Source organism: Spirosoma liriopis (assembly GCF_023196085.1).
Taxonomy (GTDB): Bacteria; Bacteroidota; Bacteroidia; order Cytophagales; family Spirosomataceae; genus Spirosoma; species Spirosoma oryzicola.
Map to the genome: position 1 here is coordinate 195964 of NZ_JALPRF010000004.1, position 17341 is coordinate 213304.

Sequence of the window (17341 nt, forward strand, 5' to 3'; positions counted from 1 at the left end):
GGCTACAGACACAAAAAGTACTTCCGACTGTTGCAGTACTCGTCGTTTTTTTTGCGGATAAAATTGCGTCCATTGACCGCGTAAAAATAAATCGGTGGCGTGCAACACTTTATCAAACCCGGCGTGTCTATGGCCTCGACAAACAGCCGACAGTGCCTACCGGTGGGCGTGGCTTTTAGTCGATATTTCTTTAGTTTCTCGGTTCAACATTTAACACGCTAAACGTTATGCGCCTAATCACTATTCCTGCCTGTCTAAGCACCGTGCTCGCTTTTACGCTCCTGGCTTGTCAATCGCCTGAGCATGTTGATGAGCTGATTGAAACGGCCAAGATAGCCACTGTCAACCAGACCAGCTCCTATCTGTTTACCGGTGCACCGGGTGTCCGCAACACCACGCTCGATGATATCACCGGCACGATGGTCGGTTCAATTGATGGGCAACCCATTGCGTTCGGCCCCGACAAATCGTTTCCATTAGAAGCCTTCACGGCCTTTAATAACACAGGAAGCAAAGCAAGCGTTATCCGGCTTCACGCCCAAAATGCTCAGTACAACATCATTTTGAATATTCGCGGTCCGTTTGAGGCTGGTCGCAATTACATAGTCTATGACCCTTCCACCGACAATGGTGAATCCAAAGATGACCCCTATATTGTCTCGTCCTTTATCCGCATTCCGGAGGGGCAGATTGGTCGGGATATTCTTAATTTGGCTGACCCCAATAATCAGTTTCGAATCACCGCTATCACGCCTGAATACGTGGATATCGAATTCTTTTTTACGCTTAAAAAGGCGGGGGCAACTCAGGAGCGGCTGAATATCCGGATAAAAAACGTGCTCAACGAGAACCTGAGTTTACGGACGCAATCGGAGGGCGAACCTTTTTGGGATTATACGAAGGCGCTCCGAAAAGTTGAAGCTATGGCGTATGTTCCCTGGCCAGCTGGGGGCCTGAGTAATTACCTGACGCCGACGACGACGCGGGTAACGATTAGTCAAACAGACCTTAATGCACCCGTCAGCGATATTACCTACGAAGGGATAACCAAGCCGGCTAACTGGCAGGCTGCATCGCTGTACCGGACCCGGGCACCCCAAGAGCGGACCCAGGTCGAATTTGCGGCTGGCACCATGTATTCGGATGAAGGCTATCAATTGGTAGAGATAACCTGGCCGAACTTTACAGGGGTAGGCGTCTACACAGGCGATCAGGTCAAAATTACGTTTGCCAATGCGCTCAACAACCAGCCCAATGGCGATTACTGGAGCATTAAGCCTTACTTACTAGCCAGCACAACGACGAAATGGCAGGTTAATGTACAGCGCGTTACTTCCGACTTGATCGAAGGAACTTACACCATCGTTGACGCACCGTTGTATGAGAAAAGAGGGACGACCCTGCCGGCATCGGCGAGTGCGAGCGGCCGTTTTAAAGTGATTTATCCACGTTGATTACGAAGTCAGAACCGTTCAAGATCAGCCTCGCGAGACGTACCGTTTGCTACCTATGTCGAGTGTTCGCTAAGCCTATGACTACTGGAAGTTGATTATACTTTTGCTTTTAACATTCTTCTGAAATGGCGACAGTTCTTTCAGTTGGCGATTGATGCTGAGGTATTTCACAAGCTACTAAGGGAGTGTTCAGAGTAGTCATCCTGCTCAAAAACTCGTTGATTGGCTCATTTTCTGAATGCCTAAGCAGCACCTAGCCAAGTAAGGATGGCTGGTCCCCAGTAGTAGCGGGTAAAATAATAAGTACCTACTCCCAGGAAAACTGTTGCCAATAATAGTAGACTGGAGGTCAATAATCTTAGGGTGGTCGAGGCCCGGTAGGCCCCAGCCCGGCTAACAGCCTCGACCACCAGCAGATTAGGAATGTAAAAGAAAAAGGCCATTACCTGGTCAAAAGGGCCACTAAAGGTGCGGGTATGCCCTAACCCGTCGGTTAGTAATAGCCAAAAACCGTAATCCATGCGATAAAGCCAAGAGCCGATAGCCAGCGCATACAGTCTGAGAGCCCAAATGCGGTGCTGCTCAAGTTGTCGTTGAATGGCATGTCGATAGGTTTCCAGAGCTGACCAGCCCATTAACAGACCGTACAGCCCAAACCCGATGCTCATTACCGGCCCGCCAATGGTGCCTTTAAGAGCAATGAATACCAGTCCTCCCACAGCGGCCAGCAGGCAAGCTCCGATGTATAACCGACCAACCCATCGGTGTAGCGCCGGGAAACGAATTCGAACCGAGTCAAGTAGTTGGATGCTGCCCAAAATAAGGATAATGCCCCCGGCGGCAAAATGAAGACCAATGCCCGTAGTAGCCGTTGCTGTTTTCGATTCATACAAACGAGGTAACACGCCGTTCCAGCGCTGCATATCTCCCTGGTATAGGGCTGCGGCATAGAAAGCCAGTATGTAGAAGCCGAATAGGAAAGCACTGACCCAAACGGTAATGACTAGAATGCGGCTTGACCAACGCAGCAGAGTTCTACTCAGCTTGGAAAGGTCTAACCCGCGGGTAGGCTGAGGAAGATCGTTACTGCTGATCATACCCATTGTCAAATTGATTTGTTCGTAGTCAAAAGAAAGCAATCAAAAATAAGTTGGACGGTAATTACTAAGTCTTATTATTAATCAAACGGCACGACCTTATCTGTTTGACATTCAGCGTAAGCGAATCACTATAGCTTCTACCAATACCTCAGTACTCGATGCCTAGAAATACGTGCACAGCCACAGATCCAGCTGAACTACCAATTTCGAACACCTGATCGATCGCAGTCAGTACAAAACGTTCGATAATCGGACTTACCTTTCTGATGCGCTTTCAGCTCAGCTTTGAACGGGTAAGTATTGAAGACGCTAGCCCCGTATAGTAGCGGATACTGAGGAGCCCTCAACCGATTCAGAATGGCGTTAAAGTGTAGAATAGAAGCAAACTTTTTGGGTGTAGTGCCGACCAGTTTCCGAAATCGTTTTTCCAGCGAACGCGCCAATCGTTAGTTAAGATCTTTGATCTGGATTATGTCCTTAGACTGGTGGATCAGTTTGAGAGCATTGCACCAAAAACAGTAGTTGCCTCCAAGGCTTGCACAACCGTGTAGAAAGAACGGACTACAAGATGCTGTTAAAATAGTCTTCGTCGGTTTTTTTGCGCACGTAAATTAACGTCGTTTCGAAGTTTTTGTGCCGCAGATGCCGCTGAACATGGACTGCGTCTACCCCATCATCCAATAAACGCTGGGCCGCTGTATGCCGCAAACTATGCGCCGACAGACGAGCGCGTTTTAAACCGCTCACTTGCATATACTTCTGTACGCGGTACCGAATCGAGCGCGTCGTCAATTGATCGAACAGCGAGTCTGACGAGTTTTGTTTGCCGACCCCAAACTGCTTTAGGTAGTCCTGGAGCAAAGAAAAGCAGATCGCCGGTAACTGAACGTCCCGTTTTGTATGCATCCCCTTACCCAACACCCAGATCCGACGGCGTTCCACATCAATATCGTTGAACTGAAGCCGGACCACTTCAATAGTACGTAGTCCACCCCAGGCCATCAGCGCCACCATCAAGCGTTCATCCGGTTTTTCAATACTCATCAGCAACTGTTCTCGTTCGGTTCCCGTCAGGCTGTCTTTATGATAGTCCCGCTCGATCCGGTTCCCTTTCAAGCGGGTAATCGATTGCAGGTCTTTTAATTGGTTTGCCGTTAACTGATGACGCTCCTGTGTCTTGATGACCCACTCGGCCAGTTGTTTCAAGCACGATAGATATAAATTATACGTAAAAGCCGACAGGCGCTTGGTGTTCAAGTACTTATCGACAGTTTGTGCACTGAAGCTAGCCAGTTCGCCCATGGCCCGTTGAGAGACAATGTAATCGAAGAAGCCGTTCAAAACCCGCAGGTAGGTTACCCGCGAGCTTGGGGAAATGCGGACTTCAGGATCAGCCATAAATCCCAGTAATAAGCCATCGGCAGCGGGAATACTTTTTGGCTGTTTGGGTGGATCGGCAATGATGGATGGTTGCCCCTGCATTTGATACCAGAGGATAAATTTGCGAATAGGGGAGATGCGGTTGGATGCTTTTCCTCCTGCATACAGGCTAAGGCTAAACTTATCGAAGGTATAGTTGTGGGCGATGCAGTAGGTAAGGTAGGCTTTAACGATCCGGGGGTAGTTGCCGGGTTTGTCTAGACTAGCCGCAAAGTATTGAGTAGCCTGGGTGACGGTTAGAGTAGTCAATGATTGACCAAGGCTATTACTTTGATGAGTTAAGCGAGCTAGTGCTTTCATTAGAAACAGATTTTACAAAGGTTTGCCCATGCCGAGCAGTTGTAAAGATAGAGGAACACCATAGAATTATTATCAAGTTGCAAAAGTTTACGGCGTTCGTTAAATTAAAGATAAATCATTGATATTCAATGATATGAAGGTGAATTTTTATGGGAATTATTACTATTTATAAACACCGAATGTAGTTTTGACTCAATCAAAATAAAGAAGGTTGAGCAAGAGAAGGAAGTTTTTGTAATGTCGAATTATGTACTATTTTAACTGTGGGCCAAAATTAGAATACTTAAGCTATATTCATTAGGCCATTCTTTGAATCGCTCAATCGAGATCTTAACTCAGCTCTAGTAACAGCGTATTGAGTTATTACTTGTGAACGGCAGGACAAAAGAGAGCCGATGAATAGCTAAAAGATTATGAATATATTATTACGCTCATCTATTAAATTGAAAAATTCAACATTGAGTGCCTTTTTGCTTTCTGATGAGTGTTTTAATTAGTAGATCCTAAACTATTCGATTAAAATAAACGCCCGAATCTGTGATGATCCGGGCGTTTTCGGTTGGAGGGTGTGTATAGAAATAATTAAGGACGTAGCAGTTTGATTTGCTGGCGCTGGTTAGCGGTGCTCACATTCAGTAAAAGGATACCTTGGGCTGTACCTAGCGGCAGGCTTACTCGTTCAGTTGAATCAACCTCTTTAATGCTGTGCTCAAATACTGGCTTACCTTGGGAGTCGACTAGCCGGATTAGTACCGACTGACCTGACACTCCGCTAATCTCCACCTCAGCGGAATGGCCGATAACAGGGTTGCCTAGGACGTTGACCCGAAGGATAGACTCTGCCTCCTTGGCAGCTACCCGCGTGTTGCCGCTACCAGCAGGTTCTGTACCGTAGAAGATCACCCCGTTCTGGTAAGCGGTGATACGAGGATTTAGCGTGAATGTACTATTGTTGATATACGAGTAATCATCCAACTGGTTGAGCACCGCATAATTCTGCTGGTAAGCCTGTACTTCTAGTGGACCCGAATCACCCATCGGTGCCAGGCTACCTGCTGCCGAGTTGAAGCTGTATTCGATGTAGCCCGTTGCTCCCTGACGAGGACTCGCCAGCGGAACATAGCGCAAGTTGAGGTTATTTTGGCCAATGGCTACATAGTTTTTCTGAAAGATCAGATTCATGTTGGGTTCAGTCGTTAGCCAATAGCGCACGGTGATTGAGCTATACGAAATAGGCATTGTACCTACGTTTTGCAAAAGCAGATAAGGCTTGATCGTATTGCTGTTCTGTTGACCGTTATCAGGGTCGCGAGATAAGACTCTAAGCGTTGGTAGAACTACGGTTACTGTTGCTGTAGCAGCAGGACTCGTACAACCATTCTGGGTACAAGTAGCGGTAAAGCTCTGCGTACCTGTGTTCGCTGTGGAGACGGCCAATGTAGCTGCATTCCCACCACTCCAGTTAATCGTACCGTTTGTACAGCCCGACACAGTTAAAATTACATCACCTGTATTTTGCGAAATAGTCAAGCTGGACACCCCCGCCGGATAAGGGCCGCCGGTCTGGGTTACCAGGCGCGGGGCTGTTGGCGTTTCGTTGACAGTAACGATTTGGGTCGCCGTATTCGAACAGCCACCAGCGTTCGTATAGCTGTAGACAACTGTGTGCTGACCGATTGTCAGGCTGGTAGGGTCGAAGTTAGTAGCCGGATTACCGTCAATCGTGAAAACGCCCCCCGATGGTTCTCCCTTCAAGGGTTGGCTACCCGCGTCCTGACAATAAGCCGTTGCTAAGCCCACAATCGAAGGCGTCGGCAAGGGCGTGACCGTCACGGGTGTAAACGTAGTCGTCAGGCTGGCACAGCTCGAGGTAACAACGATTTGGTAGTTGGCGCTTTGCGTAACGTTGCGAGGAAAGATAATGGTTGATCCATACGAGCCCGTCGTTTGTCCATCTTGGACATTATTGCGGAAGATCGTCACCGTATAGGATTCTATTGGATCTGGTGTAACCTGGAAATTTACTTGACCCCCCGGTGCGCATAGGCTAGTTGCGGATTGACTGCCTCTGATGTTCGTAAGGGTGCTTTTAACGGTTACACTTGCAAAAGCTGTGGTTACCTGACCATTGTTGGCGCTTACCGTAAGCGTGAAGTTCTGGGTACCTGAGTTGGTTGATACCACCGACTGATTAAACGCCGGATTGCTACTGGTGCCCGTTGTGGTGCTAACACTATTTGTCAGTGTATACGTATAAGCCCCCGTTACGTTGCCTATTGTGGCCGTAAATGTGACTGGACTACCCACACATACCGATGGGGTAGTAGCCGTAAAGCCGCTAATAGTAGGGAGTGGTGCATAGGTGATGGTATACGGATCGGACTCGACGTTACCATTGCCCGCTACATCGCTTGCCACGCTACGAGCCAAACTCACGGAAACTGCTCCGCTGGTGGTAGGCGTTACGGTGAAACTGTACTGGCTGCTGCTAATGGCACTAAAGCCCGTTACGGAACCATTACCCACCGTTATATCGGAGGCTACAAAATTGGCTACGTTCTCTGAAAAGGTAGCGTTGTAGACAAAGGGCGAACTGTTGTAGGAACTGCCGTTGGGAGCCGTCGCGGAGGTTAAGCTGACCGTGGGGGCCGTCACATCAATGATAAAGGTGTTCGTGTTCGAGTTGGCGCTGGTTGGGCTGGTCGTTCCATTGATCGTTACCGTAGCCGTGGCGTATACAGTATGGTTTCCCTCGTTCAGTGATGAGGGCTGAACAACGGTGAAGTTGCCCGCATTATCGACCGTTGGGGTGGCATTAAGCAGGGTGCCATCTACATACACTTGTACCGTGCTGCCCACTTGAGTTGTACCCGTGTAAATGGGTGTGCCGGTGGCAACATAGGTACCGTTGGTGGGCGTGTTCAGTTGCGGGCTTCCGGGCGTAGTAACGAACGTAACTGTGCTGCCAAAACCAGTACCGACGCTGTTGATGGCGTAGGCCCGCGCTGTATACTGAGTCCCCGATGTCAACCCGGCCAGGGTAGCTGAGAAGGTTCCTATACCGTTGCCGCTGGTTACTTTGGAGTCACTGGCGGTTGGCACACTCGCGCCAGCTTTGTATACAATACCTCGCTCGGTAACACTGGCTCCACCGTCAGTTGTTATGTTACCTCCCAGGCTGGCGCTAGTGGTTGTCACGTTGCTGACGGATGAATTGGTCGTCACCGTCGGCGCTGCGAGTTGCGTGCCCGTTAGCTGTATATTATCGAAGGCTAATTCTGCTGAAATATCGTCTGACTGCTGGACCAACAGGAAGTCAATGACCTGCCCATACGCTGAAGCGGGTAGGGAAACGGTAAACGTGTTTAGATTTGGCGTTAAAGTCGAACCAGTCGGTATGCCTGTCGTGGCGCTGGGGTCAGCATCCTGTTGCAAGTTACCCTGTGCAGATTGCGTCGCCGTGTTTCCCCGGAACGAAAGGATAGGCACTTGGGCACCGCCCGCTACCCGGTAGTAAACCTTAAAGTAATCGGTGTTCTGCCAGCGCGCATTCGCACCTGACGAGGCTCCAATGCGTATCGAGAAAGTTAAGTTCGTGTAACCTGCTGTGTTGATTTGCAGCGTCTGTAAGGTGCCCATGCGGGTAGCACTGTTCGCCAAGGAGTTGGTATTGTTGCCGTACCAGTAAGCCGAACCGCTGATGTTGCTGAATGTGGTGGGGTTTGGCGAAGGCGGGTTCGTCTGATAGGGATTCGCGGTTGTCCGTAACCAGGCCGCCCCAGTGCCATTTCGGGCAACAAACGTATTCGAACTGTAGCGCGTACCTTCCTTATCCACTTCAAAATCTTCCTGGTAAGGCAATGTCGTAGCCGCATCCAGGGAGGCCGTCACCGTCACATTACGCGACACTTGGTTGCTGCTGGTGGTGCCATTGTACACCACAAAATCCAGGGTGCGTGTGCCCGCTGGTACGTTGATTGCATCCGAATTCCGAAAGGCTACCGATCGTAAAGCCGCCTGATAATCCTCCGTCGGTGCAGTACCATTCAGTTCAAGTACTCCCGTCGATGAGTTATACGATCCTGATATAAGGTTAGTGTTAGTAAATACCAGTTGATCGCCCGCACCCCGACCGCTGCTTATACTGACGGTAGCCCGACTCAGCGTCGATCCTCCCGGATTGACCACGGTTATAGTGTTGGTAACCTTTGTAGCGCCCTGGCCTTCGGCATACGGTAAGGGATCGTTTTCAAGATTACTGAGCGTCGGTGGAGACACGGTATTGGCCACGCCCGTTACCCGGATATTGTCGAAGGCTAACTCTTCGCTGCCCCCGCGCTGGTCGACCTGCACCCGTACGAGTAACGAGGACGGTGAGCCCGGAATATTGAACGAGAAATCACGCATATTGATGTCTAGCGTGTTGGTCGCTGTCTGCGCTCCATCGGCAGTGCCGTCCAGGTCTGCGTCAAGTTGCATGAAACCTTGTCCAGACGGATTATTACCTACAAACTGCGCCAGCGTATTATAGGTCGTTCCGCCATTAGTCGAATACTGTAGGCGAATAAAGTCGTTAGAATCGTATTGGGGGTTCAATTCGCCCCCATTTCTGCTGAGAGTAGGACTACTGGGGCCGCGAGCATCGGCGAAGGCTACCACTAATTTTAGTGAGCCATAGTTGCTGGCGTTAATGGCGTTGAGCGTGACAACCCCCGGAGCGCGGTCATCATCCGCTGGGCTGGTTGCCGTGCTCCGGACGGCCTCAGATGACCAGAAAACCGCGCCGTCTACCCCACCAATGGTAACGGGGTATTTATTAGTCCCAAAGCACACATTGGACGGATTGAACGGATTGAGCAGGGGGTTGGTCAGCGCCCGCGTGAAGTAAGGCAGCGAAGAACTAGCCGAGCGCGAATCAAACTCGTTCGAGGTGTAGCGCGTATTCCGACCGTCGGTCTCGAAGCTTTCCTGCACCAGGGTTACAGTCTGCGCCTGGACAGAATAAACGGTTAGTAATGAACCGAGAAGTAAAAGTAAATTTTTCATGAAGTTGGATGAACGACAAATGGGTATGGGTAGTAGAATAAAGACTAAGTGTAGGCGCTGGTTAGATAGCCAATGCCCCCGCTGGTTGCGGTAGAAGAAATTAATGAGTAGTAGTCGCAGTATACAGTTGATTAGCTGATCGTACCCCTTATCGCTAACCCGATAGAACAGCGTCTGCCTGAAAAGATGTGAGTACCTCACCCACCTGCAAGCCGAGACCGGCTAGTTGAGTCCCCGAGAAGTAGCCTTCTGGCAACGAAACCATATCCAGTTGCACGATCTGCCCCTGACCGCAGGCAACGCCTAGGCCCTGCTGAGGAGTTGCCCAAACGATTGTGCCCGGTAAAGCTGGTGTTGTTTCAGGCCGGGGCGTCACACCCAGTAGTCGTAGGCATTGGCCACGAAACGTAGTTAATGCACCCCGGTTCCAGGGATTAACGGCCTTTACCAATTGGTCGATTCGCACAGCTGTTTCCTCCCAGTCTACGCATACGTCGGCCAGACCAGCACGGGGCCAGTAGCGGGCAGACATATCATCTTGCGCGTCAAATTCCAGGGGTATTCCACTCCAAAGTCTGGTGAGCAGCTGGTGAGCAGCAACGACGGCATATTGAGCGAGTTTTGCCCGGTGTAGCCCATGCGTATCTTTGGGGGCAATGGGGACCGGCACGGTTAACAGGACAGGGCCCGTGTCAAAATTGGCATCCATCCGGTGAATAGTTACAGCCCCGGCTGTTTCGCCATTACGCAAGAGCCAAAACAACGGCTCCGGGCCCCGATAGGCTGGTAAAGGCGCCAGATGAACGTTCAGAAACCCCTGACGCGGGATGGACAACACCGTTGCTGGAATGCGCCAGGGTAACGTAAAAACAAGGACGGCGTCAAGCGGGTCAGGGCCTAACCACGCTAGTAGATCGGTGCGAAGCGTTTGACGGTGTAACCACGTCAGCGGTACGCCCAGCGTAGAAACAGCCTGAGCGATCTGAATGGATTCGTCCGGATAGGAGGGTGTATGGGGTACTGCTACGCGGGCTATGACACCTTGCGCCACCAGTTCGTAAAGAAGCGGCAGGCCCAGCAAACTACTTATGATTACACCCAGTTTCATAGCGTACCCCTCAAACTTGTTAACTATGCGGAGGAAAAATACCTTGTATGGCAATGCAGTAATTCAGCGCCATTACTGGCTGGCGGTTTTCGTGCGGTAGCCCTGTGCCAGCGGGACTTGTCTGCCCTGTTATAGCAGCCATAGTGGTGTTAGCCCCCCCAGACGCATACTGGGTAACATTAGTAGGAGCCGGATAAGCCCCCCTAGGATCCTGTCCATCGGCTTCCGAAGCGGTCTGAATGGAGCCTGCTACCGAATGGTTATGAGCAGCCAGCTGCGCGGTAGTTAACGGTATACCCTCCGAACCTCCCCTCTCGCCTTGGCTGTATCCTTGTATACCCGAGCCCTGACCGAAGCTTAGAACTACCCGGCCGCGCAAATCGGGTAGAGCGAAATTAGTTACGCCATTCCCCCCGTACATGGTGCCTAACAGGGAGAATAAGGCTTGGTTTTGATTAATAGGTAACAGTTGACCCTGACAAGGTGCCCAATATTTGGGGTTGAAGCCAAAACTCATCAGGCGAATTTCGCCCATAAAAGGATCCATACAGATTAGTGATTAAGGGTAGTCGATAGGTGTAGAAGCGCTCAGGCTACTGCTGTGTGGGATAGATTCCATCCGTAGCAATGATGTAATTAATCACCAAATAAGGCTGAAGGTTGGTATGTGATTGTCCCCCCCCGCTGCTGCTCGTCTGACCAATAACGGCGTCGGTAGCCAGCGTTGCTGAACCCGCCGTCGATTGATACGCAGCCTCCCCCTGATCGCCGAAATAGGCTCCGTTGGGAGATACCTGGGCGGGTGCGCCTACATGCGCTTGCGTGCTAACCTGTACTGCGTGCTGATGAACAGGCATCTGGTTGGCTGTTACCGTTACCGCTTCCTGGCCCGCCTGTTGTCCCAGCACGTACGTACTTAAACCTTGGCCAGCGCCCTGACCAACCACGGCCCGGCCTTGCAGATTGGGTAGGGCAAACTTCGTTTGTCCATCGCCCCCATAAGTCGTACCGATCAATTGAAAAAGTGCTTGGTAGTCGCTTATGTTGACGGATTGTCCATTACAATATAGCCAGCCAACCGGAGCAAAGTTGCCAGGGAAAATGCGAATCTCACCAATGTATGGTTCCATAAATGCGAAGAATGAATGGGTTAGGTTAGGGGCGTTGAGGAAACACACCCTGTAACGCAATGATGTAATTCAGCGCCAGGTAAGGCATATGATTGTCATGAGAGGCTCCTTCACCTATGAACGAGGCCGTTCCGCTCAGAGAACCAGCGGCCATCTGGCTGCTCGTGCTGCTCCCGTAGTGTGCTTTGTCGGTCTGGGCCAGAACATTTTTAGCTGGTGAGCTGGAGTTGGGGCTGTTCTCACTAACCGGGACCCGAATGGCATCCAGTGAGTGCGTATGCTGAGGATTCTGCTCTGGCGTGAGTGTTACGGTGTCCTGCCCACCGGTTTGCCCCTGATAGTATGGACTTGAGCCCGGTGCCTGACCCGAATTGACAATAACCCTGCCTCGCAGATCGGGCAGGGCAAAGTTAACTCGCCCATCGCCCCCATAAGTAATGCCTAAAATGGAGTACAACGCGGTATTTTGCGCAATAGATAACAATTGCCCTTGGCAAAAGGCCCAGCCATATGGGGCATAATTAAAGCCAACAGCACGAATTTCACCGAGAAAAGGGTCCATATAATTTCATCTAGCAAGCGTAAAAGAAATGAGTGATCCGGTTTTGTGGTCAATCAATAGTCAAGATGGTGTGAATAGAAGATGGTGCGGATAGTAGGTAATATCGGTTTGATTCGTTGTTCGACTTAATGAGTGCGTAGCGTAACTGTTCTAACGGTTTGATCGATTCAGGAACATCTTATGATCACTTTGTTGATGAGTGCCCGCTATTCCATTATTAATCCCGCTCAGGCAACAGGTCATTGTCTACACGCTTGTTGCATTCAGATAATAGACATATGTCTAAAAATTTCTCCAAAGAAACACTGAATCGAACGGTTGAATACAGGCATAAATACCTGTATTCAAAATCAGGCAAAAATTGTTTTTGAGTTTGGCGGTATGAAAATTTGCTATTGTACCCTACCAATAGCTGATGACTCTAGTAGTAGTCTGATAATCAGTTGATAAGAGGGGGGCTGGTTACTGCGTGTAGGGACAATCAAGTTCTGGGTACCCGTTATTATTGGCTTCTACTCTGTACATGCTGCACTAAACCAGACTCTTTCTGGTAGGGTTTAGACTGCTACTAGAGGAAAACGGATGGAGTAGCGCCGGGTTAAAGGAGTGAAGCAGGGTCCAGTAAATGGTTCTTGACGGCGAAGATAACCAGGCCAGCCGTGTTGCGAGCGCCGGTTTTCTCCAGCAAATTGTTTCGGTGACCATCGACAGTACGGGTGCTGATGCTGAGCCGATCCGCAATTTCCTGAGCGGTTAGTTGCCGACATATGAGTCCGAGTACTTCTAATTCTCTGGGGGTTAAACTAGAGGCAAGATCAACGGTTAGTAATTGACGAGGTTTTTTGATAGACATCCGGTTTTTCATGGCCGTCAAAAAGATGTCGTTCACGTAAAAATCTTTCTCAACCACAGTACGAATCGCTCGTTCTACCTCCAGTGGCTCGACATTTTTAAATAAAAACCCATTGACACCCAGATCGATCATGTGGATGACAAACCGGTCTTCGCCATAAACTGACAAGATTATTATTTTAAGGGCAGGATACGCACTATTCAGTCGCTTCGTGACTTCGACTCCATTCAGTTCCGGCATTGATAGATCCAATAGGACCACATCCGGAAAAGAGGTAGCTGTTTCAAGTCCTTCCAGCAAAGCTCGACCATTCTCGGCTTCCAGGGTAACTTGTATACCCTCAAAACCATTGATAATAGACAACAAGCCTTTCCGAAACAGCACTTGGTCATCAGCGATAGCAACGTTGATAGTCTTCATAGGTTATTTAGCAAAGGAACTCCAATAGTAACTTGTAATCCTTGGCCCGATTGGGTTTTGAAGTCAACAGAGCCGCCTAGCATTTGTGTGCGCGTTTCGATGTTCTTCAGACCCAAACTCTTTTTATGGTACGCTTCCTCCAGATTAAACCCGATGCCATTGTCGCTATATAGCAACAGAAACTGGTCGGTAGAAACTGTAATTTGCAGTTCAATACTGGTCGCATGGGCGTATTTGCTGGCATTGATTAGTAGTTCCTGAACGAGTCGATATACAGTCAAGTTGAAGCGGGCGTTAAAATTGACCGTGCCCTGAACCAGTAACTGGATATCATTTTCGGTTACTGCCATAATATCTTCACATAGTCCTTCCAGTGCGTACACCAAACCGAGTTCGGTAAGCCCTTGCGGTAAGAGATCGTTGGAGATCCGTCGGATTGTATCCAGCGTATGATCAATCTGCGCCTTGAGCTTAGTTCCTGCGGGGTCAACAACAGGATTGGATTGCACCAGTTGGCTAACCAATAAGCGCATGACGGATAGGGAGGCTCCTACTTCGTCATGAAGATCCCGTGCTACCCGATGACGCTCGTCTTCGACCGCATCCAGCGTACGATAAATTACATCGCGTTGGTAGTTTAGCTCGATTTGTTTCATTGCTAACTCTTGCCGGGCCAGCCGCTTCTGGTACAACAAAAGAAACGTTATCAGGCCAGCTACTAGCAATAAGATAGCGATCGAACCACCAAATAGTAAAACGTACAGATCTATCGAAGATTGGGGCTGAGCCATAAACCGAGACCAAAAGCAAGATGCATTAAGACAAACAGACAGGAATGTAAGCCCCAGGACATCAAACTTAATGACTGATTGGGTTGCGCTATGGCAACATTGGCTAATATAAACAAGATGAGGCTTCCTGCGAAATAAATCAAAAATCCCGTATTTATCCAAAATACGGGATTCGTTTCAGGACGCTTGATATCGAGTTCGGTAAGCATCTTGTAAAAGCACAAGATGGAAAGCCCAATAACCATCAGGCTTTCTAAGCCCCGTGCATACGTGTTGAAAACGGTCAGCGGCTGAAGGAAAAGAGTATTGAAGACGGCGAAACTATTGAACACCGTCAACAATACAATTATTAACCACTTAGGATAGAAGTTCGAAAAAAAGCGTCGATAAAATAAAGCAATTATATTAAATTCAATCAGCGTGTAGATATGCAAAAGGAAAAGGTTGGGTATGTGCAACTTAGAGAGAATGAGCGATACGACCTCACCCACTAGGCTAAGTAGCAAAAAAGCAACGATATACCTTAGCTCAGCCTGTAAAAACCTACGGCGTACAACAGCGACGCCCAGGGAAATGATCATCACATAAGACCCATTCAAAAGCATCCAATGCAAAAAACGACCGATCATATAATCAAGACTGGCTAACGTATCATATAACTAACAATCACATGGCTGATCGCTAGCAATAAATAATGGACTTTCTTCGTCGCACTGCGGGGGACAGACATGGGTGAAATCGAATACATTGTAATTCGGTTTCGATAGATCAGCCGGGTTGGTATCATTGATGTCCATGTGTCCAATCAGATCAATAACGGTATCCGGGTCCTTTCCGCTATCTGGGTCGATATCTCGACGATAAGCTGCCGATACCAGCAACAAGCAGGGGCGAGTACGCTTACCACCCGTTGTCGGTTCTTCAATGGGCTTTTTGCCAATATACATACGGATAAATTCGGTATCCAGTTGATTCAGGAGTTCAACAATTTCGGCTCGTCTGACCAAAAAAGCGCGCATTGCAGTAGGGGGAGTCGAGTCTGATTGATCTTCCCCTTTAGGATCAATCCAGTTTGTAACCCAATCCTGAGCCGTTAAAAGTGGAACAGCGTAGGGCACTAAATCTAAGTTGTCTTGATTCTCCATTGATTTGTATAGCGCTTTTTTGTTGTGCTTGGCAAAGAAAGAGTTTAGTACGCGCGCTTATACCCGTAAAAATACCTGTTCTGATAATTTGATATAAATATCCTCGGTTTGATACCGCATACTATTAACCAAATTTGACATATATTATGCCCTCTATTCAGGACAGCCAAAGAGAAGTAAGAAGTTACCAGTTCATTGTAAAAAGTGATAATAGTTGCTTTTATCGCTGGCTGATTCGCTCCAGCAGCAATAGTCGTTCGGTAGTTGCCAAATTTAACCGTATCGAATTCAGACCATTTACTACTTTAAACGGACGAGCACAGTTGAGAACAAGCGATGGCTGTCCTGATTGCCTTACCAGAAGGTGTTAGTTCCTAAGGTAGGAGTGCGTATCTATCGTTTGATGCTGGTGCATAGAAGTTCAGACCATAACGATGACTACATCTACACATCACACCTGAAGGCCGAACTGTTGGGTAAGCTATATGGATGCTTTGCTAATAGGACACAGGCTTTTGTCCTACATCAAAAATCAAGCACGCTGTTTATCTATTGCGGGTCGCAGCAAGGAAGTAGGTTGAAAAGCTAGCAATTGCTTGTTGATCTTGAGTGCACCTATTTAGGTTGAAATTATCAAACTGAACTATCGTGTTGAGTTTGTTGCCTCAGCTATTTATCGAAGTAAAGTACCAGACTTTTAGGCCGATTTCCTTTTAAAGAAGTAAAGTTAGGACATGATAAACAGTTCCTTCCGTAACATATTAGTTAATAGCAACTAACTTATATAAGGCCATTTGATAGGTCAGTTACCTTAACGGCTAAATGCTTATGAAGGCTACTAATAATGGTCTACGTCCGATTGACAGTGGCTATGGTCACAATGCAGCCTATCTGGGAGGCAGATAGGCTGCATTGTGACCATAGCTCAGCGGGCTACTTAAGAGCCAGCTTACGGGCAATCTCGGCTGTGTGTCGACCCTGGAAACGAGCCCCTTCCAACTCGTTGGCGCTGGGCTGGCGTTCGCCCTGGCCGCCCGCTACCGTGCTTGCTCCATATGGCGTGCCACCGGTTACCTCTGTGTGTCCCATCTGGCCCTGCCAGGCGTAGGGCAAACCCACAATCACAAAGCCGTGGTGCAGCAACTCGGTATGGAAGGCGCGAATAGTTTCCTCTTGGCCCCCGTGCTGGGTAGCCGTACTTACAAACGCCCCGCCTACCTTGCCCACAAGCGCTCCTGTGGCCCACAGACTACCCGTACTGTCCATAAAAGCTTGCATTTGGCCGCAGAGGTTACCATAACGCGTTGGTGTGCCAAACAGGATGGCGTCATATTCAACTAGTTCGGCGGGTGTGACGACGGGTACATGAGCGAAAGCCTTTTGAGCATCCGTAGCCCCTATTTTATCAAGTATTTCGGTAGGTAGTGTTTCGGGTACGCGTTTGACAACTACCTCATTGTTCTCAATTTGGCGAGCCCCTTCGGCAACAGCCTCGGCCAATGTCCATACATGACCATAGGTAGAATAAAATACGACGAGCGTTTTCATAATGCAAAGTAATGTGTCGAATATAAGATAACGAGAAATGTCAACGTATCGCTGAACGGCTTTGTTTAAGAAAAAGCCCAAAGAGGTCACTAATTAATGTAGCTACATGGGTTAGTGACCTCTTTGGGTACAGTCTGTTTGGTGGATTTTTCTCATTGGCATGTTGACCAAAACAAGCTTTGAAGATAGGAATCAGTCGAACATACCGGCATCCAACAATGTAACAGTTGCTTTTTAGGTGGCTTTAGGTAGTGATGTCAAAGCAGTTAAGTCCCTTAGAAGGTCTGGTATGCTTGTTAATACATTTGCAGGGAGATATAAAACGATAAAATGGTCAGATTGAAAATTTAAGCTGAAAGTGGTAGGTAATCGTTCTACTAACACAATGTAGAAAGTTATTTTTAGGTGCGTGATCCGCTGTACATCTTCACCAGGATGCGTTTC

General features: G+C 48.7%; 14 protein-coding genes. 1 reads left to right on the forward strand and 13 read right to left on the reverse strand.

Features of this window, described 5'->3' with window-relative positions; all coding sequences use genetic code 11:
* Positions 1-227: 227 nt before the first annotated feature.
* Positions 228-1454 carry a hypothetical protein gene (locus M0L20_RS23065; protein WP_248479351.1) on the forward strand — a complete coding sequence of 409 codons (1227 nt, stop codon included), beginning with the start codon at positions 228-230 and terminating at the stop codon, positions 1452-1454.
* A gap of 242 nt (positions 1455-1696) precedes the next feature.
* Here M0L20_RS23065 and M0L20_RS23070 read toward each other — a convergent pair whose 3' ends face one another.
* From M0L20_RS23070 to wrbA, 13 genes are all read right to left on the reverse strand, one after another.
* Entirely contained in the window at positions 1697-2551 is an 855-nt protein-coding gene (locus tag M0L20_RS23070) for a DUF2306 domain-containing protein (RefSeq protein ID WP_248479352.1), read from the reverse strand.
* A gap of 200 nt (positions 2552-2751) precedes the next feature.
* Positions 2752-2997, reverse strand: a complete 246-nt coding sequence (locus M0L20_RS30360) for a DUF1398 family protein (RefSeq protein ID WP_354004262.1) — start codon at positions 2995-2997, stop codon at positions 2752-2754.
* Between the two features lie 118 nt (positions 2998-3115).
* Complete coding sequence (locus M0L20_RS23075) at positions 3116-4294, reverse strand: tyrosine-type recombinase/integrase (protein ID WP_248479353.1); 1179 nt, start codon at positions 4292-4294, stop codon at positions 3116-3118.
* A gap of 582 nt (positions 4295-4876) precedes the next feature.
* Positions 4877-9340, reverse strand: a complete 4464-nt coding sequence (locus tag M0L20_RS23080) for a cellulose binding domain-containing protein (protein ID WP_248479354.1) — start codon at positions 9338-9340, stop codon at positions 4877-4879.
* Between the two features lie 154 nt (positions 9341-9494).
* Positions 9495-10448 carry a methionyl-tRNA formyltransferase gene (locus M0L20_RS23085; RefSeq protein ID WP_248479355.1) on the reverse strand — a complete coding sequence of 318 codons (954 nt, stop codon included), beginning with the start codon at positions 10446-10448 and terminating at the stop codon, positions 9495-9497.
* Between the two features lie 19 nt (positions 10449-10467).
* Positions 10468-10995, reverse strand: a complete 528-nt coding sequence (locus M0L20_RS23090; protein ID WP_248479356.1) for a phage tail protein — start codon at positions 10993-10995, stop codon at positions 10468-10470.
* A 46-nt stretch (positions 10996-11041) separates the two neighbouring features.
* A complete protein-coding gene (locus M0L20_RS23095) occupies positions 11042-11578 on the reverse strand; it encodes a phage tail protein (protein ID WP_248479357.1) in 537 nt (178 codons plus the stop codon).
* Positions 11579-11603: 25 nt separating this feature from the next.
* Positions 11604-12140, reverse strand: a complete 537-nt coding sequence (locus tag M0L20_RS23100; RefSeq protein WP_248479358.1) for a phage tail protein — start codon at positions 12138-12140, stop codon at positions 11604-11606.
* Between the two features lie 598 nt (positions 12141-12738).
* Positions 12739-13413, reverse strand: a complete 675-nt coding sequence (locus M0L20_RS23105) for a response regulator transcription factor (protein WP_232562945.1) — start codon at positions 13411-13413, stop codon at positions 12739-12741.
* Positions 13410-14069 carry a sensor histidine kinase gene (locus M0L20_RS23110; protein ID WP_232562944.1) on the reverse strand — a complete coding sequence of 220 codons (660 nt, stop codon included), beginning with the start codon at positions 14067-14069 and terminating at the stop codon, positions 13410-13412. The genes M0L20_RS23105 and M0L20_RS23110 overlap by 4 nt, the downstream gene beginning before the upstream one ends.
* 110 nt (positions 14070-14179) lie before the next feature.
* Positions 14180-14785 (reverse strand): hypothetical protein, encoded by a 606-nt coding sequence (locus tag M0L20_RS23115; protein WP_248479359.1) that lies wholly within the window; start codon positions 14783-14785, stop codon positions 14180-14182.
* A gap of 78 nt (positions 14786-14863) precedes the next feature.
* On the reverse strand, positions 14864-15349 hold the full coding sequence (locus tag M0L20_RS23120) for a hypothetical protein (protein WP_232562942.1): 486 nt from the start codon (positions 15347-15349) through the stop codon (positions 14864-14866).
* Between the two features lie 933 nt (positions 15350-16282).
* A complete protein-coding gene (wrbA, locus tag M0L20_RS23125) occupies positions 16283-16897 on the reverse strand; it encodes an NAD(P)H:quinone oxidoreductase (RefSeq protein WP_262923996.1) in 615 nt (204 codons plus the stop codon).
* Positions 16898-17341 lie beyond the last annotated feature (444 nt).

What these genes read in the sequence shown, in the direction of transcription:
- M0L20_RS23065 (WP_248479351.1), top strand. Translation starts at nt 228, where the DNA reads ATGCGCCTAATCACTATTCCTGCCTGTCTAAGCACCGTGCTCGCTTTT.
- M0L20_RS23090 (WP_248479356.1), bottom strand. Translation starts at nt 10,995, where the DNA reads ATGGATCCTTTTATGGGCGAAATTCGCCTGATGAGTTTTGGCTTCAAC.
- M0L20_RS23110 (WP_232562944.1), bottom strand. Translation starts at nt 14,069, where the DNA reads ATGAAACAAATCGAGCTAAACTACCAACGCGATGTAATTTATCGTACG.
- M0L20_RS23095 (WP_248479357.1), bottom strand. Translation starts at nt 11,578, where the DNA reads ATGGAACCATACATTGGTGAGATTCGCATTTTCCCTGGCAACTTTGCT.
- M0L20_RS23105 (WP_232562945.1), bottom strand. Translation starts at nt 13,413, where the DNA reads ATGAAGACTATCAACGTTGCTATCGCTGATGACCAAGTGCTGTTTCGG.
- M0L20_RS23115 (WP_248479359.1), bottom strand. Translation starts at nt 14,785, where the DNA reads ATGATCATTTCCCTGGGCGTCGCTGTTGTACGCCGTAGGTTTTTACAG.
- M0L20_RS23120 (WP_232562942.1), bottom strand. Translation starts at nt 15,349, where the DNA reads ATGGAGAATCAAGACAACTTAGATTTAGTGCCCTACGCTGTTCCACTT.
- M0L20_RS23070 (WP_248479352.1), bottom strand. Translation starts at nt 2,551, where the DNA reads ATGATCAGCAGTAACGATCTTCCTCAGCCTACCCGCGGGTTAGACCTT.
- M0L20_RS23085 (WP_248479355.1), bottom strand. Translation starts at nt 10,448, where the DNA reads ATGAAACTGGGTGTAATCATAAGTAGTTTGCTGGGCCTGCCGCTTCTT.
- M0L20_RS23100 (WP_248479358.1), bottom strand. Translation starts at nt 12,140, where the DNA reads ATGGACCCTTTTCTCGGTGAAATTCGTGCTGTTGGCTTTAATTATGCC.
- M0L20_RS23075 (WP_248479353.1), bottom strand. Translation starts at nt 4,294, where the DNA reads ATGAAAGCACTAGCTCGCTTAACTCATCAAAGTAATAGCCTTGGTCAA.
- wrbA (WP_262923996.1), bottom strand. Translation starts at nt 16,897, where the DNA reads ATGAAAACGCTCGTCGTATTTTATTCTACCTATGGTCATGTATGGACA.
- M0L20_RS23080 (WP_248479354.1), bottom strand. Translation starts at nt 9,340, where the DNA reads ATGAAAAATTTACTTTTACTTCTCGGTTCATTACTAACCGTTTATTCT.